Origin of the sequence: Sedimentitalea nanhaiensis DSM 24252 (genome assembly GCF_000473225.1) — a bacterium.
GTDB classification, from domain to species: Bacteria; Pseudomonadota; Alphaproteobacteria; order Rhodobacterales; family Rhodobacteraceae; genus Sedimentitalea; species Sedimentitalea nanhaiensis.
In genome coordinates, this window is sequence record NZ_KI421509.1 from 635,688 (window position 1) to 657,383 (window position 21,696).

The 21,696-nt window shown below is 60.3% G+C and carries 17 protein-coding genes; 9 read left to right on the forward strand and 8 right to left on the reverse strand.

Features of this window, described 5'->3' with window-relative positions:
• Nucleotides 1-217: 217 nt before the first annotated feature.
• Complete coding sequence (locus tag NANH_RS0104720) at nt 218-2,128, reverse strand: elongation factor G (protein WP_027260990.1); 1,911 nt, start codon at nt 2,126-2,128, stop codon at nt 218-220.
• A 514-nt stretch (nt 2,129-2,642) separates the two neighbouring features.
• Between NANH_RS0104720 and NANH_RS0104730 the strand changes: the two genes are divergently transcribed.
• From NANH_RS0104730 to NANH_RS0104740, 3 genes are all read left to right on the forward strand, one after another.
• Nucleotides 2,643-3,728 carry a TRAP transporter substrate-binding protein gene (locus NANH_RS0104730; protein ID WP_027260992.1) on the forward strand — a complete coding sequence of 362 codons (1,086 nt, stop codon included), beginning with the start codon at nt 2,643-2,645 and terminating at the stop codon, nt 3,726-3,728.
• Between the two features lie 127 nt (nt 3,729-3,855).
• Nucleotides 3,856-4,854: a TRAP transporter small permease subunit gene (locus NANH_RS0104735; RefSeq protein ID WP_027260993.1), complete on the forward strand. Its 999-nt coding sequence runs from the start codon at nt 3,856-3,858 to the stop codon at nt 4,852-4,854.
• Nucleotides 4,855-4,864: 10 nt separating this feature from the next.
• Entirely contained in the window at nt 4,865-7,525 is a 2,661-nt protein-coding gene (locus NANH_RS0104740) for a TRAP transporter large permease (protein ID WP_027260994.1), read from the forward strand.
• A gap of 498 nt (nt 7,526-8,023) precedes the next feature.
• On the opposite strand, the gene NANH_RS0104745 is transcribed toward NANH_RS0104740, so the two are convergent.
• The gene (locus NANH_RS0104745; RefSeq protein WP_027260995.1) at nt 8,024-8,593 is read right to left on the reverse strand and encodes a YcbK family protein; all 570 of its coding nucleotides are present in this window, start codon (nt 8,591-8,593) and stop codon (nt 8,024-8,026) included.
• Between the two features lie 323 nt (nt 8,594-8,916).
• On the opposite strand from NANH_RS0104745, the gene NANH_RS0104750 reads away from it, so the two are divergent.
• Genes NANH_RS0104750 through NANH_RS0104765 form a run of 4 tightly spaced genes read left to right on the forward strand, consistent with a single transcriptional unit; the run spans nt 8,917 to nt 13,183 of the window.
• Nucleotides 8,917-10,533 carry a L,D-transpeptidase family protein gene (locus NANH_RS0104750; protein ID WP_081710425.1) on the forward strand — a complete coding sequence of 539 codons (1,617 nt, stop codon included), beginning with the start codon at nt 8,917-8,919 and terminating at the stop codon, nt 10,531-10,533.
• Nucleotides 10,534-10,566: 33 nt separating this feature from the next.
• Nucleotides 10,567-11,658, forward strand: a complete 1,092-nt coding sequence (gene lpxD, locus NANH_RS0104755; protein WP_027260997.1) for a UDP-3-O-(3-hydroxymyristoyl)glucosamine N-acyltransferase — start codon at nt 10,567-10,569, stop codon at nt 11,656-11,658.
• A gap of 33 nt (nt 11,659-11,691) precedes the next feature.
• Nucleotides 11,692-11,949: an acyl carrier protein gene (locus NANH_RS0104760; RefSeq protein WP_027260998.1), complete on the forward strand. Its 258-nt coding sequence runs from the start codon at nt 11,692-11,694 to the stop codon at nt 11,947-11,949.
• 25 nt (nt 11,950-11,974) lie between these two features.
• Nucleotides 11,975-13,183, forward strand: coding sequence for a beta-ketoacyl-[acyl-carrier-protein] synthase family protein (locus NANH_RS0104765; protein ID WP_027260999.1), 1,209 nt, complete (start codon nt 11,975-11,977; stop codon nt 13,181-13,183).
• 56 nt (nt 13,184-13,239) lie between these two features.
• On the opposite strand, the gene NANH_RS0104770 is transcribed toward NANH_RS0104765, so the two are convergent.
• On the reverse strand, nt 13,240-13,905 hold the full coding sequence (locus NANH_RS0104770) for an invasion associated locus B family protein (protein ID WP_027261000.1): 666 nt from the start codon (nt 13,903-13,905) through the stop codon (nt 13,240-13,242).
• Between the two features lie 476 nt (nt 13,906-14,381).
• Here NANH_RS0104770 and NANH_RS0104775 point away from each other — a divergent pair, with 476 nt between their 5' ends.
• A complete protein-coding gene (locus tag NANH_RS0104775; RefSeq protein WP_027261001.1) occupies nt 14,382-15,923 on the forward strand; it encodes a helicase HerA-like domain-containing protein in 1,542 nt (513 codons plus the stop codon).
• A 30-nt stretch (nt 15,924-15,953) separates the two neighbouring features.
• Entirely contained in the window at nt 15,954-17,027 is a 1,074-nt protein-coding gene (locus NANH_RS25485; protein ID WP_051372242.1) for an endonuclease/exonuclease/phosphatase family protein, read from the forward strand.
• A 32-nt stretch (nt 17,028-17,059) separates the two neighbouring features.
• On the opposite strand, the gene NANH_RS0104785 is transcribed toward NANH_RS25485, so the two are convergent.
• The 5 genes from NANH_RS0104785 to NANH_RS0104805 all read right to left on the reverse strand — a co-directional run bounded on the left by NANH_RS0104785 (nt 17,060) and on the right by NANH_RS0104805 (nt 21,523).
• A complete protein-coding gene (locus NANH_RS0104785) occupies nt 17,060-18,361 on the reverse strand; it encodes a branched-chain amino acid ABC transporter permease (protein WP_027261002.1) in 1,302 nt (433 codons plus the stop codon).
• Nucleotides 18,358-19,368 carry a branched-chain amino acid ABC transporter permease gene (locus NANH_RS0104790; protein ID WP_027261003.1) on the reverse strand — a complete coding sequence of 337 codons (1,011 nt, stop codon included), beginning with the start codon at nt 19,366-19,368 and terminating at the stop codon, nt 18,358-18,360. Before NANH_RS0104790 ends, NANH_RS0104785 begins: the two co-directional genes overlap by 4 nt.
• Nucleotides 19,368-19,793, reverse strand: coding sequence for a GNAT family N-acetyltransferase (locus NANH_RS0104795; protein ID WP_027261004.1), 426 nt, complete (start codon nt 19,791-19,793; stop codon nt 19,368-19,370). The genes NANH_RS0104790 and NANH_RS0104795 overlap by 1 nt, the downstream gene beginning before the upstream one ends.
• 37 nt (nt 19,794-19,830) lie before the next feature.
• A complete protein-coding gene (locus NANH_RS0104800; RefSeq protein ID WP_074920564.1) occupies nt 19,831-20,658 on the reverse strand; it encodes an ABC transporter ATP-binding protein in 828 nt (275 codons plus the stop codon).
• 82 nt (nt 20,659-20,740) lie between these two features.
• Nucleotides 20,741-21,523: an ABC transporter ATP-binding protein gene (locus NANH_RS0104805; protein WP_027261006.1), complete on the reverse strand. Its 783-nt coding sequence runs from the start codon at nt 21,521-21,523 to the stop codon at nt 20,741-20,743.
• Nucleotides 21,524-21,696 lie beyond the last annotated feature (173 nt).

Here is a 21,696-nt window from a genome sequence, read left to right on the forward strand (position 1 = left end):
GATCGTCTGCCAGCCGCCGAGAACGCGCACCCCGCAAGGGGCTTGCTCGGGGGCCTTTTCGGGGGGGGGGTGCGTTAAGCGCCCGATTCCAGTGAACGAGAACATCGAACGAGGTGTTCGAAATTTCCCCTCCTGGATGCACTACGGCGTCAAGCGCCGGCAGGCGGCATTCCTCATTTGGCAGTCGGTTCCGCGCTTTCGATCCAGCGGATATCGGTCAGGCGTAAGAGGCCACCGGTTCGGTGATTTCTTCGTAATGATCAAGTTTGGAACTGAACCAGGCGGTGCCGCGCGTGGCGCCGCCGAGGGCGCGAAACAGATCTTCCTCTGACGCCATGGGAAGCAGGCCATTGAACACATCCCAACCGTTAGCGGTGGGGTGGGATTCAAATCCCAGCACCTGCCCTTTGAGGCCGCTGAACAGAGGAGCCAGACCGCCGGACAGAATTGATGGCACGTCGATGCGCACACGCATGATCGGTTGCAACACAACGGTTCCCGCCTCGTCCAGCGCTGCCTTGACCGCATTTTTTCCGGCGGTTCGAAACGCATGATCCGAACTGTCCACCGAATGTGACTTGCCGTCTTTCAGTGTTACGGCAATATCCACCACCGGAAAACCGGATGGTCCCCTGTCCAGCGCATCGCGTGCGCCTGCCTCGACCGCCGGGATGTAGTTGCGCGGCACAGCCCCCCCCTTGACGATCTCGTCAAAGACAAAGCCACTGCCCAGAGGCCGAGGCGCCACGTCGATGAGAACATCGGCAAACTGGCCGGCACCCCCGGACTGTTTGCGGTGGCGGCAGTGGGCTTCAATCTTGCGACGGATGGTTTCCCTCAGCGCGGTCTGCATTGGGGCGCACTCTACTTTGACGCCAAATCCCAGTTCGAGCTTTTCGGCGATCCGCCGCAGGTGCAACGGACCCTGAACGCCGATCACGAACTGGCCGGTCGACTCGTCCTGACCGATCTGGAGGCCGGGATCGATCCCGGCCAGCTTTGCCAGTGCGGAGGACAGCTTGTTTTCATCGCGTTCATGCACCGGTGTCAGCCGGCGATGCAGGCCAGGCGGATGGGCCTGTGCCCATTCCGGCAACGGCATCGAGCCGTCGGCTGACAAATAGGTCGCCGGGGCTATGTGATCGCTTTTGATCGTCAGGGCGAGATCGCCGGCTGACATCGACTTGAGAGGTGTCCTGCCGTCGATATGGTTCAGGCTGCCGATGCTACTGCCGCCCAGGGCCATGCCCGGGGCAATGCCGTTGGCCAACGCACGGATCAGCACCGTTTTACCCATATGCTTGACCGTATCCGCAAGGCACCCCACCGCAAGCTCGTCCTCGCCCAGCCCATGGTGCCGGGGCAGGGCGGCGATCTGAGGGGTCTCATGGCGCAGCGACTTCATCAGCCGCATGATGCCATTGCCATGCGACGCCGACCCCAGGAATGCGGGGATCAGATCGTGGCGTTGCAGCGCACGGGTCGCAACCGCATAGATCCCTTCGGTCATGGGTCTCTGATCCTCGATGATCTGCTCCAGCAGGGCATCATCGAAATCGGCCAGCGATTCCAACAGATCAAAGCGCGCTTCCTGTTCGCGCATCGCGACGTCCTTGGGCAGTTCGACCAGCGAAGACCGTTCGTCTTCGTGATATTCCCATGCCCGTTCCGATATCAGGTCAACGGCTCCGGTGATCTGGCCCTCGGTACGAATCGGCACCTGGCGCAGCAGAATTCCGTGTGCGCAATATTGCTGCAACGCAGATACGATATCGCTGATCCGATGAGTGGCGACGTCAGTTCTATTGATGAACAGGAATGCCGGGATGCCGGAGTCTTCGATGATGCGCAGATAGGGCGCGCTCAGCACTGCGGCCTCGACATCGGCCGGTGCACAGAGAACGGCCGCGTCGCTGGCCGCAAGCGCCGGTCCGATCATGGCGAAATTGTCCAACCCGCCGGGCAAGTCCAGCACCGCCCACCTGTCCTGCATGAACGGAAAGCAGGACAGTTCAACATCGCCCATCAATTTCAGCATCGTCGGCGGCGTGCCGTCCAGCGCGGCCAGCGCCGCGGCCAGCGTGGTCTTGCCCGAATGGGGCGGTCCGATCACTGTGATTGCCCGCATGTTCAGTCCCTCCTTGGATACGCGACACTCGACGTCGTCTTCCGCTCGAAGGGATGACGCGATCCGGGATCGCGCGGATGGCCTGAAAGTCTGCCTGTCTCAATGCGGGGCGTCGCCACGGTTGGCTTCGCGTGACTGTCCGCCTCTTGCCCACCAGCCTCGGATATCGCGGCAGGTCAGGTCAAGGAAAACCCGCAGCACACATCGGGCGGGTCCGGATGCTGTGGTCCGGAACGCCGGGATTCGGCCGCTCCTGTCGGATCCCGCATCGAATTGCTTTGCGCCCCCCCTGTGGCAAACTGTCGTAACGCCACAGTGATCAAACGTTGGCCGGTCGTGGTTTGCGCGGACGCAATTACGTCGGGCAAGTCGTTTTCGGGAAGAAAAGCCATTGCATTTCCGGGCCTTCCGAATAGTCTGACGCGCACTCACACGGGTTTGGGGTTCTTCATCAGCGCCCCGCCTGCATAAAAAAACAAAAAATGTTGCGATCCAATGGGAGGAACTACTGAATATGGAACGTCGTAAATTTTTGAAGGGGGCCGCAATCGCGGGCACCGGCGCGGCTCTGGCGGCACCGGCCATCGCGCAAGGCGGCAAGACGCTCACGATCGTGTCGACATGGGGACGGGATTTCCCGGGCTTGGGGACGTCTGCACAACGCCTGGCCGAAAGAATCACCGAACTGTCGCAGGGAGAGTTGCGCACCGAATATTTCGCTGCGGGCGAGCGCGTCGGCGCATTCGATTCGTTTGACGAAGTGGCCAGCGGCAACAGCCAGGCCTATGTCGCGGCGGACTATTACTGGGGCGGCAAGCACCCGGCTTTCAACTATTTCACGTCGGTTCCGTTTGGCATGACCACACCGGAATGGAACGCCTGGATCAAATTCGCAGGCGGTCAGGAGCTTTGGGACGAGGTCGCTGGCGAATATGGCCTGAAAAGCCTTCCCTGCGGCGCCACGGGCGCGCAGGCCGGCGGTTGGTTCAACAAAGAGATCCTGTCTCCCGAGGATCTGAACGGTCTGAAAATGCGTATTCCCGGCCTTGCCGGTGCGGTAATGTCCAAACTGGGCGTGTCTACCGTTTCGCTGCCTGGTGGCCAGATCTACGAAAACCTGGTGTCCGGTGCCATCGAGGCCACGGAATGGGTTGGTCCCTATAACGACTATTTCATGAAGTTCTACGAGGCGGCGAAATACTACTATACGGCTGGCATGCATGAACCCGGTGGCGGTCTGGCCTTTGGCATGAACAAATCCTGGTGGGAGAGCCTTTCGGACTATGAAAAGGCCGTCATCACCGCAGCCTGCAACGAAGAGCATGCTGCACAGCCCGAAGAGGCATCGGCCCTGAACGGGCAGTACCTCAAGCGGTTGGTCGACGAACATGGCGTTCAGGTCCGCCAGTTCAACGAGGAAGTCTGGGATGCCATGGGCGAAGCCGCTGCAGAAGTGTTCGAGGAGACCCGCGATCACTCGCCACTGGCGGCAAAGGTCAACGACGCCTTTCAGTCCAGCCTGCTGGAAATCGGCGGCTGGCGTGCAATCGCCGAGATCGAATACTCGAATCAGCGAAACCGTATCCTCGGAATCGGCTGACCGCTGCTGCGCGCACAACGGACAGGAGTCGGCAGACTTGCCGACTCCTGTTTTCCACTGCTGCGCCGCTTGTTAAAAGCGTGCGGATCCGACCTGAACCGGGTTGTTTGCAAATTGGGGAGTTGCGATGAACGCCACATCCGAGGCAGAGATTCTGTCGCCAAGGGGCGCACCCGCGCCTTATGTGCGGTACTTCGGCTGGGCCATGCTGTTCGTTTTGCTGGCCTTTGTGATCAACAACATCCTGATCGTCTGGTTCGATTATCCTTCGCTGGCCACATTGCTGCGCGAGAATACGGACAGCCGGGCCTGGGTTCTGGTGGCCTGCTACGGTCTGGCGCTGGTTGCGGGGGCTCTGGTGGTGGTGCGCACGCCGAACCGGTCGTTGCGCTATGACGCCAAGCGCATCAGCGATTTCAACGCCTATCTGATACGCGGCTGCTTCTTTGCCGTGCTCTTTGTGGGAATCGCGGATTTCGCGATCGCGTTTCTGCGGGTCGAGGGGTTGTTGGATTCCCTGTTCACGGAGAACCTCGCCAAGGATCTGATCCGCGCCCGTTTTATCGGCCCGTTTGTTCATGTCCCGCTCGTCATTCTGGGGTTCATCGTCGCCATATTCTCACGTTCGCTCGGGTTCATCTGGCTGGCACTGATGATCGTTGTGGCGGAACTGCTGATCGTGATCTCGCGTTTTGTATTTTCCTATGAACAGGCGATGATGGGCGATCTGGTGCGCTACTGGTACGCCGCACTGTTCCTGTTTGCCTCAGCCTACACGCTGCTCGAGGAAGGCCACGTCCGGGTCGATGTGCTATATGCGGGGTTCAGCAACCGCCGCAAGGGGCGCGTCAATTCCGTCGGGTCGATCCTGTTGGGCATGACTACCGTATGGGCGATCCTGCTGATCGGGCTGGGGTCCAAGCAGGCCATCATCAACGCGCCGGTTGCCAATTTCGAAGTCTCGCAAACCGGTACGGCAGGCATGTTCGTAAAATACCAGATGGCTGCGTTTCTTGCGATCTTTGCCATGACCATGCTGATCCAGTTTGTCAGCTATCTGTTCGAAGCGGTTGCGGATGCGCGCGACGAACCGGGCCACCGCGACCGCGCCGCCGCGTCACATTGAGGACGGAAATATGGAACTTTTCTTTCTTGCCGTTCTGATCCTGATCATGGCCACGGCGCTTGGGTCCGGCTTTCCGGTTGCCTTTGCCTTGCCCGGATCGGCCATCATCACCATCGTCCTGGCCGCCGCCGCGGGCTATTTTGCGGTTGGCGATGCCGATGCCTATTTTCACTCTGGTGGACCGTCGCAATGGCTGTCTGCAGGGGTAACCAACCTGCGCGGGGTCTACTGGGAGGTAGAGCGGGACACGCTGATCGCGATTCCGCTGTTCATCTTCATGGGCATCATGTTGCAACGCTCCAAGATCGCCGAAGACCTTCTGGTGACAATGGCCCGTCTGTTCGGGCCGGTTCCGGGCGGTCTGGGGATCTCGGTTGTGTTCGTCGGCGCGCTGCTGGCCGCCACCACCGGCATCGTCGGTGCCACGGTTGTGGCGATGGGGCTGATTTCCCTGCCGGCCATGTTGCGTAATAATTATTCGCAATCCCTGGCCACGGGCACCATTGCCGCGTCCGGAACGTTAGGGCAGATCATTCCGCCCTCGATTGTGCTGATCATCCTGGCCGACCAGTTGGCCAGCGCCTCGGATCAGGCCAGCACTGCGCGCAAGGCGCTGTACAAGGACGCCACCGGCGAGCTGAGCATGCCCAGCGTCTTTGACGTGGCCAGCACCAGCGCCGGAGAGATGTTCCTGGGTGCGTTTGTGCCGGGTATCCTGCTGGTCCTGCTGTACATGGCCTTCATTCTGGTCTTCGCGATGCTGCGGCCGAAATCCGCACCAGCCGTTTCCTATGAGGGATCGTGGAACATGGCGTTCTGGGGCAACGTGGTGCTGACACTGGTACCGCCGCTGGCGCTGATCTTCCTGGTCCTGGGATCCATCATCACCGGTGTGGCCACCGTGAACCAGGCCGGTGCCATCGGTGCTGCCGGGGCGATGGTCATGGCGGGCTATCGGATCACCGAACAGAACAAATGGACCTATTATCCGGCCTTGCTGGCCATCGTTGCCCTGGGCCTGATCGCCTTTGCGCTGTCCACCTACAACATGAACATCAAAGCCATCATCGCCAACGGCGGTGACACCACCGGTATCGTGATAGGTGTCATTGCCGTCGTGCTTCTGGTGATCTCACTGATCTGGAGCGGTATCCGGGTTCTGAAGATCAACAACACCCTTCACGAGGTGATGGTCGAAACCGCCAAGACCACATCGCTGGTCTTTATTATTCTGCTTGGGGCGGCCATGCTGACTGCGGCCTTCCGGGCCTTTGGCGGCGAAGATTTGGTGCGGGACTTTCTGAATTCGTTGCCCGGTGGCTTCTGGAGCCAGTTCGTCATCGTCATGGCGGTGATCTTCATTCTCGGTTTCTTTCTCGACTTTATCGAAATCGCGGTGGTTGTGGTGCCGATCGTGGCACCGATCCTGCTGGCGGACCCCGAGGCCAATATCACCGCCGTGTGGCTGGGTGTGATGATCGGCCTGAACATCCAGACGTCATTTTTGACGCCTCCCTTTGGCTTTGCCCTGTTCTACCTGCGCGGCGTTGCTCCGGCCATCGTCAAGACGGTGCAGATCTACAAAGGCGTCATCGCCTTCATCGGCCTGCAACTGGCCGCCCTGGCCATCGTCGCCTGGTATCCGCAACTGGTGAACTACCTGCCCAACCGGATGAGCTTCCTGTCTGAAACCTCGCCGCCACCACGCAATCCGAAATTGCAGCAATGCCTGGAAAGCTATGTTCTGGAGCAGGTGGCCAGCAATGGCGCAGCAATCACGTCGACAATCTCTGCGGCACAGGGGTTGGATCTGTCGATCCTGCCCAAGAAACTGGCGTCTAATCTGTCAGGTGCCTTTGACGATGCGGCTCAGGCGCTAACTTTGCTTGACGATATCACGACCACCGAAGCCCAGGTTCAGGACGCCTCGGGTGTCTATCGCCCGGCCTTGGCGGTCGTGCGCGGCTTGCAGAAAGAGATGCGCAAACTGGATGAAGAAATCGAACGGCTGAACAAGGCCAGCCGCTATCTGAACGACGCAGAGGATGTCGACAAGCGTCAGGCCATTCAGGATCGCGTTGCCGAGCTGACCGAACAGAAGGATGCGATCAGAGCCCAGGTGCCCGAGACATGGAAAGAAACGCACGATACGTTCAGCACCCTGACCAAGGCCGAAGAAAAGGCGCGCAACACCTTTCGGCGTGCGGCTGACGGATCGGTCGAGCCAGTGGCCGAGTTCCTGACCGTCCTGGACGCCAACGACGCCTTTACCCAGCTCGAACCCGATTTGCAGGGCCTGGGGGATGTCATCGCCAATGACGAACCCGAACAAGCCGAGGAGGCGCTGGATCGGGTCGGTAAGGCCTTTGGTCAGGTCACAGGCGCAAACCCGATTTCTTCGGCCCTGTCCAAGGCGCGGCGCAGCATGCGTGGAAATTCGATTGATCGCGAAGCGGCGGCCCAATCCTATCAGGCGGCCCTGACCGCATATGCAGCGCAGAAGGCCTGGCGTGGTGCGGCGGCACAACAGCTGCGACCGGGGCTTGAGACCTATCTCGCGGGGATCTCCGAGACCATCGGCGCGCGTCAGCAACCCAAGCTGAGCCGCTCACAGGCGCTTTACCTGGCAAGCTGTAGCGCGTCGCACAGGGACCTGTCGCTCAACTTTTAAGAGCTGCCGGTCTTGATCTGATATTTGCGCCGATCTTCATGATGTCCCCGAGATGAACGGGCAAGCGCAGTGTAGGATGTTTGTCGGGGAGACGATAACCAAAGACTAGAGCATTTCACTTAGATCCGAACCGCCTATCACTGCCTGAAAATCAAAGATTTCAACGCGATAGGTGATGCCCGATGTCTCAAGTTAAGTCGAAACGCTTGAGGCGGACGTTTTGAGAACACGACGTCGCTCAGGCCGTTCTGACGGGAACTGCGTTCAGATCCCGGCGGAGCCTATCAGCTTCGACCGGAGCCACGAGAGCGTGGTTCGCACACACGGGCCTTCCAGGTTTGCGGAGGCATGAACTCATTGCTCCGGGGAACTGCCGAATTGTGGGGAGCAGGCGGCGACATCAGAGAAGAACGGTCGCGCATCTGGTTCCACGCAAGATAAAAGCCGCTGCGATGTGCAGCGGCTTTGGTCAGGCGGAATCAGCGGGCAGGTGCGGTGTCAGCCACCCCAGGTGCGTACATCGCCACAATCCATGTGCACGAAATTCGACCGCGAATAGCGCCCGACGCCCCCTGCACGGCAGGCCGATGCGGCCTTGGCCATCTGACCGACCGATCGCGACGAAAGCCGAAGATCGGCCGCCTGGCCTCTCATGTGCAATGAATTCTTCGCCACACCCCGTGACCGGCTGCGTAGCATGGCGTTGGTTTGCGGGCTGCGATAGCCCGACAACATCATATAGGGCTCATTCACATCCATCAGGTTGTGCGCCGCGGCCATGATGTCGATCGTCCGAAGGTCGATGGATTTCAACTGATCGGTACGCCAGTCGCGCATGAAGTGGTTGATTTCCTTGACTGAATCCTTGATATATTTGCCATCTATCCAATATATCATATCAATCCGTTCGCCGGTGCGCCCCGAGTACATGCGGATACGACGTATATCACCGCCCCCCCGCAAGAAACCTGCCGCATTTGCGAATGTTGGTGCCGCTGTGACTGCTGTTGCTGCGAATGCCCCCAGCAACGCACGACGGGTGATCCCCGTAGAGCCGAAGTTTGTCATGTTTCTGCGCCGTCCTGTACGCTTCTCGTCCTGCCTGCGCACGATGTTACGTGCGCGATTAATACATCCACTCCCGAATGTGTAACCTGTATGCCACAGGTCAAATACCAATCCAAGCCTGGAATTGTGCAAGTTTTAGATACAGTGGATTTTCGGCAATTTCTCGCGCAATGCGTCGAAAAGGCGACCCGATGCAATCCCGCACCAGAGGTCGTTGCAATTTGAAGAAATCTGATTTGGGAATAGACACCAAATTTGCATGTTCTACATTTATTGTTTGGCTTCGGCTGCGTAATCATTGTTTCCAATTTCAAGGATAGTTCATGACCCTTTTTCAGCACCTGCGGTTTCTCCTCCGTTCTCTGATTCTGGTATGGGTCCTCATCGCGACAATCGGTCTGTTGTCCGGTCCGGCAGAGGCGCAGGTCACAGCGTTCAAACAGGCCGTGGCCGAAGCGGCCGCGTCGGATTCCGATCTCGCCGACTTTTACAGGACGACCGGATATCAGGCGGTCTGGACCGGCGAGGGCGGCACATATCGCGACCGCCGTGCCGCACTGGTCCGGGCACTGTCCAATGTCCAGGTCCACGGCCTGCCCGCGGTGCGCTATGATGTGGATCGGCTCATAAACCAGATGCAAACCGCCCGCAGCACACGCGACCTGGGGTTGGTCGAGGTCGAGCTGAGCAAGCTGTTCCTGCGATATGCGCGCGACATCCAGACCGGTGTGCTGACGCCCGCCCGGGTCGACAGCGGGATCGTGCGCGAGGTGCCCTATCGCGACCGCGCGGCCTATCTTGTCAATTTCACCAACAGCGCACCACGGCGTTTTCTGGACGGGCTGGCGCCGTCATCGCCCCAATATCGCAACCTGTTAAAGGAAAAGCTGCGACTGGAGCAATTGCTAGGTCGGGGTGGCTGGGGCCAGACCGTACCTGCTGGCAGCCTGAAACCGGGACAAAGCGGCAATTCCGTCGCGATCCTGCGCAACCGGCTGATCGCAATGGGCTATATGGGTCGCAGTGCCACGCAAACCTATGATGGCGACATCCAGGCGGCGGTGCAGAAGTTCCAGGCCACACATGGTCTGTCCACCGATGGCGTTGCCGGCAAGGGGACCATGGCCGAGATCAACAAAACCGTCGAGGAACGCCTGCGCTCGGTCATCGTCGCGTTGGAGCGAGAACGCTGGATCAACATGGACCTCGGCAGCCGTCATATTCTGGTCAACCAAACCGATTTCAGCGCCAAGATCGTCGACAACGGCCGCGTGACATTTCAGACCCGCTCGGTGATCGGCAAGAACACCGGCGACCGCCGCAGCCCCGAATTCTCGGACATGATGGAATTCATGGTCATCAATCCCAGCTGGTATGTGCCGCGCTCGATCGTCACCAAGGAATACTTGCCGAAGCTCAAGAACAACCCCAATGCCGTTGGCCATATCGAGATCACCGACAGCCGGGGCCGCCGCGTCAACCGCTCGGCTGTCGATTTCACCCAATTCTCGGCGCGCAGCTTTCCCTATGCGATGCGCCAGCCGCCCAGCAAGCGCAATGCCCTGGGTCTGGTCAAGTTCATGTTCCCGAACAAATACAACATCTACCTGCACGATACCCCGTCAAAAAACCTGTTTGACCGCGAAAGCCGGGCTTTTTCGCATGGCTGCATCCGCTTGGCCGATCCGTTCGATTTTGCCTATGCCCTGCTGGCAGAACAGACCAGCGATCCCAAGGGGCATTTCAACCGGATCCTGAACACCGGCAAGGAAACCAAGGTGACTTTGAAACAGCCGGTGCCCGTGCACATCATCTATCGCACCGCAATGATCACCGAGAATGGCCAGGTCGAGTATCGCCGCGACATCTATGGGCGCGATGCCCGGATATGGAAGGCTCTGGACGATGCGGGGGTAGCCCTGCGCGCGGTTCGGGGGTAATCACGGTCCCGAACCAAACGAAGGGGCCGCACCATGACATTCACAATTCAGCAGATCGCCCTGCAATTAGGGGCCGAGGCCGTTGGGGACCTGACTTTCGCCGTGGATCGTGCCGCCGAACCGGGTGATGCGGGGCCCACCGATCTGGCTTTGGCCATGTCGCCGAAATACGCGCAGGACCTGACTGCGGGGCAGGCCCGCGTGGCGGTGCTGTGGCCCGAGGCCGACTGGCAGCAGATGGGGCTGGTGGCCGCCATCTTTGCACCACGTCCCCGGATGGCGATGTCGGGCCTGACCGCGATGATGGATCGCGGCCAGGGGTTTGGACCGGGCATTCATCCGTCCGCCGTGATCGACCCATCGGCGGAACTGGCCGAAGACGTATCCGTCGGGCCGTTGTCCGTCATCGGTGCCCGGGCGCGGATCGGGGCTGGCACAGTGATCGGCCCCCACTGCTTTATCGGGTCCGATGTCCGGATCGGCCAGAACGGATTTCTGCGTGAAATGGTCAGCATCGGAGCCCGCGCCGCGATTGGCGCGCGTTTCATTGCCCAGCCGGGTGCGCGGATCGGATCGGATGGGTTTTCCTTTGTCACACCCGAGGTGTCGGGTGCGGAAAACGTGCGCAAGACCTTGGGCGATCAGGGCGATGCCAAGGCCCAAAGCTGGGTGCGCATCCATTCACTGGGCGGCGTCCGGATCGGTGACGATGTCGAAGTCGGGGCCAATTGCACCGTGGACAACGGCACCATTCGCAACACTGAAATCGGCCACGGCTCAAAACTGGATAACCTGGTCCATGTCGGCCACAACACCCGCGTTGGACGCGATTGCCTTCTGTGCGGGCAATGCGGTATCTCCGGTTCGGTCGACATTGGCAACAATGTCATCCTGGGCGGACAGGTCGGCGTGGTAGACAATATCTTTATCGGCGACGGGGCGATCGCCGGAGGCGGAACCAAGATTCTCTCCAATGTCCCCGCCGGTCGGGTCGTGATGGGCTATCCGGCGGTCAAGATGGAAACCCACACCGAAATCTACAAGGCGCAGCGCCGCTTGCCACGATTGGTGCGTGACATCGCTGCGTTACAAAAAGCGGTTTTCAATCGGGGGTCGGCAGACTAAGCCGACGGCAGGACAGCAAAGCAGGAAACGGACATGAACATCCAGAACAGGGTCATCGATATCATTGCCGCACAGGCCGTTCTCGAACCTTCGGATGTCAAACTGGACAGCACGCTCGAGGATCTGGGGATTGACAGCCTGGGGCTGGTCGAAAGCATATTTGCCATTGAAGAAGAGTTCGACATCACGATTCCCTTCAACGCCAACGAACCCAGCGACAGCGATTTCGATATCTCAACCGTCGCGGCGATGATCAAGGGGATCGAAAAACTGATCGCGGACGTATCGTGATATTGATCGCAAGGGGGCGATGCGCATGAACCGCGTTGTCATCACCGGGGCGGGCACAATCAACGCGCTTGGACATTCGGTGCCGGAAACGGTCGAGGCGATGCGTGAAGGGCGGTGCGGCATCGGCGAGCTCGAGTTTCGAGATGTCGAGCGTCTGGCAATCCGCATCGGTGGGCAGGTGCGCGGATTCGAGGCCGAGGGCCGGTTCAACCGTCAGCAGATGACCCTGTATGACCGGTTCACCCAGTTCACCCTGACCGCCGCAAAAGAGGCGATTACCCAATCCGGACTGGAGTTTCACGGCGATCTCGCGGCCCGGTCGGGCGTGGTTCTGGGCACTGCCGGGGGCGGGGTCAGCACCTGGGACGATAACTACCGCAGCGTCTATGAGGACGGAAAGAACCGGGTTCACCCCTTTGTCGTGCCCAAGCTGATGAACAACGCCGCCGCCAGCCATGTGTCGATGGAACACAATCTCAAGGGGCCGTCCTTTACGGTTTCGACCGCCTGTGCCTCGTCCAACCATGCCATGGCCCAGGCCTTTGCCATGGTGCGCTCCGGCATGGCGCCGGCAATGGTCACCGGCGGATCCGAAAGCATGTTGTGCTTTGGCGGGGTCAAGGCCTGGGAAGGGCTGCGGGTGATGTCCAAGGACGCCTGCCGCCCGTTTTCACTGGGGCGCAGCGGCATGGTCCAGGGCGAAGGTGCGGGCGTTTTTGTTTTCGAGAACTATGAACATGCCCGGGCCCGGGGGGCCGAAATCCTGTGCGAAGTCATCGGTTTCGCCATGAGTTCGGATGCTTCGGACATCGTGATGCCATCCAAACAGGGGGCGGCGCGGGCCATGGCCAACGCGCTGCAGGATGCCAGGGTCAATCCGGACGAGGTCGGCTATATCAACGCTCATGGCACCGGCACCGCAGCCAATGACAAGACCGAGTGCGCCGCCGTCGCTGACGTGTTCGGTCCGCACGCGGACAACCTGATGATCAGTTCGACCAAGTCGATGCACGGTCACCTGATTGGCGGCACCGGGGCGGTGGAACTTCTGGCCTGCATCATGGCACTGCGCGACGGAGTGATTGCCCCAACCATCGGCTATGAGGAACCAGACCCGGAATGCGCGCTCGACGTGGTGCCCAACATTGCCCGCGACGCCAGGGTCCATGTGGCGGTGTCCAACGCCTTTGCCTTTGGCGGGCTGAATGCGGTACTGGTCCTGCGCAAGGTCTGAAACGCAAAACGCCGGACCTGATGGCCCGGCGTCCTGTTGCAGATCGCAACCAAAATCTATTCGGTCAGAACATCCACCGCATCAAATCCGGCGGTAAAGCCCGAGAGCGACATCGACAGTTGTACGGTCTGATCCGGTGCCGGGGCAGGGACCAGCGACACGGTTGCCTTGTTGCCGCGCTTGAACGCGTCGATATCTTCCTTGGTCAATCCGATTTGCGCGGCACAGCCGAGCGGGCTGCAGAAGGAATAATTATACCGCTTGCCAGGCGCATCGTCGACGGCAATGGTCAACTGGGCCGGCAGCAAGGTTTCCAGGGGCACCAGAACCGTCGCACCGGCGGCGGCCTGTCCCCCGTTGTCAATCCGGAACAGCGACACCTCGGCGACCGGGTTGCCGCTGTTGTCGCGCAGGATCTGTAGCAGCGAACAGGGGTCTTTTTCGGCTTTGGTCTTGATGCACGCCAGATCCCAATCGCCGAATTTCTTCTGCGAATAGCGCTCGCCGATCTTGGGGCCGTCGGATACCGGTTGGCCCAGATCCAGGGCCGGACCAGTCGATGGGGCGGGGTCGGCTGCGGTGGTGGGGTCGGCTGCGGGGGCGGCCTGTTCGCCTTGGGCCGCTGCGGGCGCGGTTTCCTCGGTTGCGCTGTCCTGCGCATGCGTCTGGCTGCCTGCGGCAATCAAAGCCAGTGCGGCGAGGGAAGGAAGGTGTTTCAACATCGTGACGCTTTCGTTTTTTAGGGCTGCCTGTGGCCTGCTGTATCACGGTGTCAAAGCACTGTCAGGAGCATATTGCAGTTCACTTGCGGTACGGATGACAATCTCTCCCCACCCACATGCGCCCGTCGCGTTAACCTTTGCTGTGACCTGAACAGCAAAAAAGGGGGCTGCAAAGCCCCCTTTTCCTAAGTGTCTCTCCCCGTCGGACTGGCCGACTTAGTAATTGGGGAAACGTTACGAAAGGGTAGGGCTTCGGTCAACAGGAAACCGGAAATAAGTTGTGAATCACCTAGGGTTGGTAAATTTTCCGAATCGACTGAAAAAAAGGGCCGTACCCGAAGGCACGGCCAGTCTGACAGGGAGGAAGTGCCCGCCGATCCGCTAAGACCACATTGGCGGGCACAAATGACTATGGCAGTCAAAGGTTAAGTTTGTATGGTCCGTACGGTACGGGCAGAGACACGAGGGTAACGATCATGGACGGCAAGATTTTCATCGGTGGCGGCGGCGTCGAGTATGGCGAAAAACAGGGACTCAGCCTGAAATACGCCAATCGGCACGGGTTGGTCGCAGGGGCCACCGGGACAGGGAAATCGGTCACCCTGCAGATCCTGGCCGAGGGGTTCAGTGATGCCGGTGTTCCGGTGTTCCTCTCCGACGTCAAAGGCGACCTCTCGGGATTGGCGAATCCTGGCAGCGCCGCGCACAAACTGAACCAGGCGTTTACAAGCCGCGCGGAGAAAATCGGCTTTGCCGACTTTGGCTATCGCGCCTATCCGGTCACGTTCTGGGATCTGCTCGGTGAGCAGGGTCATCCGGTGCGTACGACCGTGGCCGAGATGGGGCCGCTGTTGCTGGCCCGCCTGCTGGAGCTGTCCGAGGCGCAAGAAGGTATTCTGAACATCGCCTTTCGCCTGGCCGACGAAGAGGGGCTGCCCCTGCTGGATTTAAAGGACCTGCAGGCGCTGCTGGTCTGGATCGGCAAAAACCGGGCCGATCTGTCGCTGCGCTATGGCAATGTCTCTACCGCCTCGATCGGCGCGATCCAGCGCCGCCTGCTGGTGCTGGAAAATCAGGGCGGTGCAAACCTGTTCGGTGAACCGGCGCTGGATCTGGCCGACATCATACGCACGGATGCCGATGGGCGCGGCACGATCAACATCTTGGCCGCAGACAAGCTGATGGGCGCGCCGGGTCTGTATGCCACATTCCTGCTCTGGCTGCTCAGCGAATTGTTCGAGGAACTGCCCGAGGTGGGAGACCCCGACAAACCGAGGCTGGTGTTCTTTTTCGACGAGGCGCACCTGCTGTTCGACGATGCCCCCAAGGCGCTGGTGGACAAGGTCGAACAGGTGGCGCGGCTGATCCGCTCCAAGGGGGTCGGGGTATATTTCATTACCCAGAACCCGGCCGATGTGCCTGAGGATATTCTGGGTCAGCTGGGCAACCGCATCCAACATGCCCTGCGCGCCTTTACCGCCAAGGACCGCAAGAGCCTGCGTCTGGCCGCCGAAACCTATCGCGAGAACCCGCGTTTTTCCACCGAAGAGGCAATCCGCGAAGTCGGCGTCGGCGAAGCGGTCACCAGCATGCTGCAGGACAAGGGCGTGCCCGGCGTGGTCGAACGCACGCTGATCCGCCCGCCTTCGTCGCACCTGGGTCCAATCACCGCCGCGGACCGCAAGGAGCATCTGGCCGCATCGGACATGGCCGGAAAATATGATCGGCTTCTGGACCGGCAATCCGCCTATGAAATCCTTGCCAAACGCGCCGAACAGGCTGCGGCGCAGGCAGCCAAAGCCGAGGAAAAGGCCGAGACAATGGAGCCGATGTTTCGCGAATTCAATGCCGGGCGGCGATACTCGGGCACCCGCGTCACGCGGTCAACCTCACGCAAAACCAGGCAGACCGAAAGCTTTGGCGAAGCCCTGACCAAGAACGTGATGAAAGAGCTGACCGGCACCACCGGGCGGCGCATCGTGCGCGGCATCCTTGGCGGGTTGTTCAAGGGGCGATGACACAGGGAAATGGCAAAGGAATGAGCGCGGATGTCCCTGTTTGAACTCCTGTTTGCCGCAGGAGCGATCGTCCTGTGTCTGGTAACCGTGTTGCCGGAGATGCGCGAAACGTCCTGGGTGATCCGGATGTTCGACATCCCGCGTCTGCAGATCTCGGCCTTGCTTGCGGTGCTTATCCCCCTTGGCGGTCTGCTGGAAAATCCGCCCTATGTGCTGTGGGCGATGCTGGCCGCGGCGCTGGCCTGGCAGATCGCAAAGATCCTGCCTTTCACCCCGTTGGGGCACACCGAAATCGCCCTGACGCCGGATGCGCCGGATACGCTGAAAATGCTGGTTTCCAACGTGTTGCTGGAGAACGATCAACATGGCGCGCTGGCCGATCTGATCCGCGATGAAGACCCCGATATCGTGTTTCTGATGGAAATCGACGATGTCTGGTCCCGCGCGATGGCCCCGGTCCTGAGGGACTATCCGCACCGGGTCGATCTGCCCAAAGACAACTACTACGGCCTGACCTTTGCCTCGCGGCTGGACACCCTGGATGCGCGGGCCGTTTACCTGAGCGATGATGACACACCGGCCTTGTTGGCACGAATGAAATCTCCTTGCGGGCGGGACTTCCATTTTGTCGGCCTGCATCCCCGGCCTCCTATCCCGGGCAACGACACCGATCTGCGCGATGAACAGATCATCTATTCCGCCAGGTTCGCACGGGACAAGGACGTGCCGGTTATCGCTGCCGGCGATTTCAACGCCGCCGCCTGGGGGCGTGCGTCGCGGCGGTTCAAATATATCGGCGAATTTCTCGACCCCCGGCGCGGGCGCGGCCTGTTTCCCAGCTTTGATGTCCGCAGCAGAGTGCTGCGCTGTCCGATCGATCAGATCTACGTCACCCAACAGATCGCCGTGGCCGATTTCCGGCGCGGGCCGGATATCGGGTCAGACCACTTCCCGTTCATCGCCACTGTTTCGCTGGATCCGGCCACCGCGCACCGTGCCAACAGGCCGCAAAAACCTCTGTCTGAACCGCTGCGCGAGGAATTGACCCGCAAGACCGACGCATACGCCCGGCATCTGGAGCAGATATGCCGATCTGACGACTAGAACGCCCCCGACACCGGTGTTCGGGGATCGGATCATTTCTCGGGGATCAAACCGCGCGGACTGAACCGCAGGACCAGGATCAGCACCAGGCCCATCGTGAACAGCCGCATGTGGGCGGCGCTCTCCAACAGATGCGATTTCAGCCCGCCGTCCGACATCCCAGATGTCAGCACTTCCAGCAGGAAGATTCCCATCGGCTCGACCTGCACCCACAGGAACCAGATCAGCATGGCGCCCAGAACCGCGCCAAAATTGTTGCCCGAGCCGCCAACGATCACCATCACCCAGACCAGAAAAGTAAAGCGCAGCGGCTGATAGGTGCCCGGCGTCAATTGCCCATCCATCGTGGTCATCATGGCCCCGGCGATGCCGCAAATCGCACTGCCCAGCACAAACACCTGCAGATGCCGCCTGGTGACATCCTTACCCATCGCTTCGGCCGCGACTTCGTTGTCGCGAATGGCGCGCATCATGCGTCCCCATGGGCTGTGCAGCGCCTTTTGCGCCATCCACATCAGTACGACCAACACGATCAGAAACAGCGCCGCATAGCCCAGTTTCACATACAGCGTCGAGGCCGTGACCGGATCCAGACCGAAACCGGCCGCACGTTCCACAAAGGCGGGATCGTTTTGCAGGTCGATTTCAAAGGGCAGGGGGCGCGGAATACCGACGACATTCTTGACCCCGCGCGACAGCCAGTCCTCGTTCTTGAGCACCGCGATGATGATTTCCGCAATGCCCAGCGTCGCAATCGCCAGATAGTCAGAGCGCAGCCCCAGTGCCGTCTTCCCGATCAGCCACGCAGCCCCCGCCGCCAGTAAACCGCCAATCGGCCAGGACAGGATCACCGGCAAACCCAGACCGCCGAGATACCCGGTGATCGCCGGATCGACCTTTTCAACCGCGTCGACCGACGGATCCAGCACTGCGCGAAAGACGAAGAACCCGATCACAACCACCGCCAGCAACGCCAGCGCACGACCCGGACCGGGGCGCATCCGTTTGTGCAGGACCACGGCGGCAATCACTGTACCGGCCCCCAGCAACAGGCCCAGGATGATGCCTCCACCGCCGGCGGACCAGGCTTCCGGGGTGGGGGGCATCGACACCAGAACGGCGGCCAGACCGCCCAGGGCGACAAACCCCATGACGCCGATGTTGAACAGACCGGCAAAGCCCCACTGCAGGTTCACGCCGATCGCCATCACCGCCGAGACCAGCCCCATGTTCAGGATCAGCAGCGCCGCGTTCCAGCTTTGCATGACTCCGGTCAACAGGATCAGACCTCCGACAACGGCAAACAAAAGCGTGTTCTTGACGGTCTCGTTCATAGCGATTTCCCCCTGAAGATACCGGTGGGACGGAACAGCAGTACGATCAGCAGGATCACAAAGGACACCGCCAGTTTGTAATCCGTGCTCAGCAGCTGCACCAGACTGTCCGGCTCAAACCTTTCGGGCAGCAGATAGATCGCAATCTTTTTCCAGGCATAGGTAATCGTCACCTCGGAAAAGGCGATGATGAATCCGCCGGCGATGGCCCCCAGCGGATTGCCAAGCCCACCGACGATGGCGCTGGCAAAGATCGGCAGCAAAAGCTGGAAATAGGTAAAGGGCTTGAACGACTTGTCCAACCCGTACAGAACACCGGCCACGGTCGCCAGCGCGGCAACAATCAGCCAAGTATACATCACCACCCGCTCGGGATTGATACCCGACAGCAGCGCCAGATCCTCGTTATCCGAATAGGCCCGCATCGACTTGCCGGTACGGGTGCGGTTCAGAAACCAGAACAGCAACGCCACAACACCCACGGCGGTGATCACGGTAAGTCCCTGACTGGTCTTGATCGCCAGACCTTCGTCCAGCCCGGTCATGGTTCTGAAATCCCGCGCCGAGATTATGAACCGCGCACCGTCGTTAAAGTTCTGATCGTTTGGGCCGATAATGAACCGCACCAGCCCGTTCATCATGAACATCACACCCATGGACACGATCACCAGTATGACCGGCTTGGCCTTTTGCTCGCGGTAAAACCGGTACACCATCCGATCAGTGATCAGCACCAATGCGATACAGCCCAGAATGCCAAAGGGCAGGGCCAACAGCGCGGTCGGCAACGGCCCCAGGCCGATCCCCATCGATTGCATCCACCACGTCGCCAGAATGGTCACCATCGCGCCAAACGCCATTGTGTCGCCATGGGCAAAGTTGGAAAATCGCAGGATCCCGTAGATCAGCGTCACCCCCAGCGCCCCCAGCGCCAACTGACTGCCATAGGACATTGCCGGGATCAGGACGTAATTCGACAGGGCGACAATCGCGTTGAGAAAATCCATCACAATTCACGCTCCATGTAGATGCTGTATGGGGCATCTGCAGCATAGTCGCCGAACGCCGCGCAACGCGTGAATCCGTTCCGTTCATAGAGCCGATGCGCTGCATCCAGCCCGACGCCGGTTTCAAGCTTGAGCCAAGGCAGGCGCTGCGTCCGGGCCTCTTCAAGTAGTCGGTCCAGCAGTTTGTCTGCAATCCCTTTGCCCCGCGCCGCAGACGCCACGAACATCGACTTCACCTCGCCATAAGTTCCGCAGTTTACTAGAGCGGCGCAGCCGACCGTATCGGCATTGGCATCAGCCAGGAAAAACCTGATTTCGGGTTGACACAGCGCCTCGATCGAAAGGAAATGATTGGCATCAGCCGGAAAAAGCTCCTGCATCAGGTTATGGCTTGCCTGCAGCAAAGCCTTGGCGTTCTGTGCCATCGGGTCGCCGAGGTCGACGGAAACATTTGTCATCGCCTTACCCTCCCAAGAACGATTTTCGCACTTCGGGATCGGCCAGCAGATCCTTGCCCGTGCCGGAATAGGCGTTGGTACCCTGAACGAGAACATAGCCCTTGTCGGCGATCTCCAGCGCCTGCCGCGCGTTCTGTTCCACCATCAGGATCGGAATGCCGGTGCGCGCCACTTCTATGATACGGTCAAACAACTCGTCCATCACGATCGGGCTGACACCGGCGGTGGGCTCGTCCAGCATCAGAACCTTGGGCCGCGTCATCAGGGCCCGCCCCACCGCAACCTGCTGACGCTGCCCGCCGGACAATTCTCCGGCGGCCTGATTGCGCTTTTCCCTGAGGATCGGGAACAGGTCAAAGACCTGCGCCATGGTGTCGGAAAAATCGTCGGTGCGAATAAACGCCCCCATCTCCAGATTCTCCTGCACCGTCATCGAGGTAAAGATGTTGCTGGTTTGCGGCACGAACCCCATGCCCTTGGCCACCCGGTCCTGCGGCGACAGGGCGGTGATGTCCTCGCCGTCCAGCCGCACATGTCCCTGACGCACGTTCAGCATGCCGAACACCGCCTTCATCGCGGTGGATTTCCCGGCGCCGTTTGGCCCTACGATCACCGCGATCTCGCCCTGATCCACCGCAATTGTACAGTCATGCAGGATGTCCGGCCCCTTGCCATAGCCGCCGGTCATGGCGTCCCCGATCAGGAACGGTCCTCCGGGGGCGGTGACGGCCTTGCCCTTGCGCCGCGCGCCCTCGGCCGTTCCGCCGCCCTTGGGGTTGGCGATGGACCGGTCCTTGTTGCCCCGGTCGTCCTGATACGGGTTGCCGCTCATCGCTTTTCCTCTTGCGAAAAATACTCCGGGGGAGTCGCCCGGAACGGGCGGCGGGGGCAGCGCCCCCCTGTCGGAGATCCGCTCATGCGCCCACCTTGTCCTTGTTCTTCAGCCCGGTGCCCAGATAGGCCTCGATGACATGTTCGTTGGCCTTGATCTCATCCAGCGTGCCCTGCGCCAGCACCTTGCCCTCGGCCATGCAGATCACCGGATCACACAGCCGACCGATGAAATCCATGTCATGTTCAATCACCACAAACGTGTATCCGCGTTCCTGGTTCAACCGGATGATGGCGTCGCCGATGGTGTTCAGCAACGTGCGGTTCACCCCGGCACCGACCTCATCCAGAAACACGATCCGGGCATCCACCATCATGGTGCGCCCCAGTTCCAGAAGTTTCTTCTGCCCGCCCGAGATTTCACCGGCCTTCTGGTCGCTCAGATGCTCGATGGTCAGAAACTCCAGCACCTCGTCCGCCTTGGCCCGCAGGGCGCGTTCCTCGTCGGCGATGCGCTTTTGCCCGAACCAGGTGTTCCACAGGGTTTCGCCAGATTGCCCGCCTGGCACCATCATCAGGTTTTCGCGGCAACTCATCGAGCTGAATTCATGGGCGATCTGAAAGGTGCGCAGCAGCCCCTTGTGAAACAGATCATGCGGCGGCAATCCGGTGATATCCTCGCCCGCCATGAACACACGTCCGGAGGTAGGTTGAAGAACGCCCGCTATCACGTTGAATAGAGTGGTTTTTCCGGCGCCATTTGGCCCGATCAACCCGGTGATCGACCCCTCTGCAATCTCAAGGCTCGCGCCGTCGACCGCACGGAATCCACCAAAATGCTTGTGCACGTCCTGAATGACGATCATCGCACCTCCCCGCCGCGGCTGTGCGGCTATTTCCCCGAGCCGTGTCCGCACGGCTTGTCGATCCAGATCCGCTTTGCGCGGCTTTTAGGACCCTGTACCGCCTTGGCGCGGCCTTATGTCATGAAACAGCCCGGACACCAGCGGTCCGGGCTGTTCTGATTGATATCAGCGCC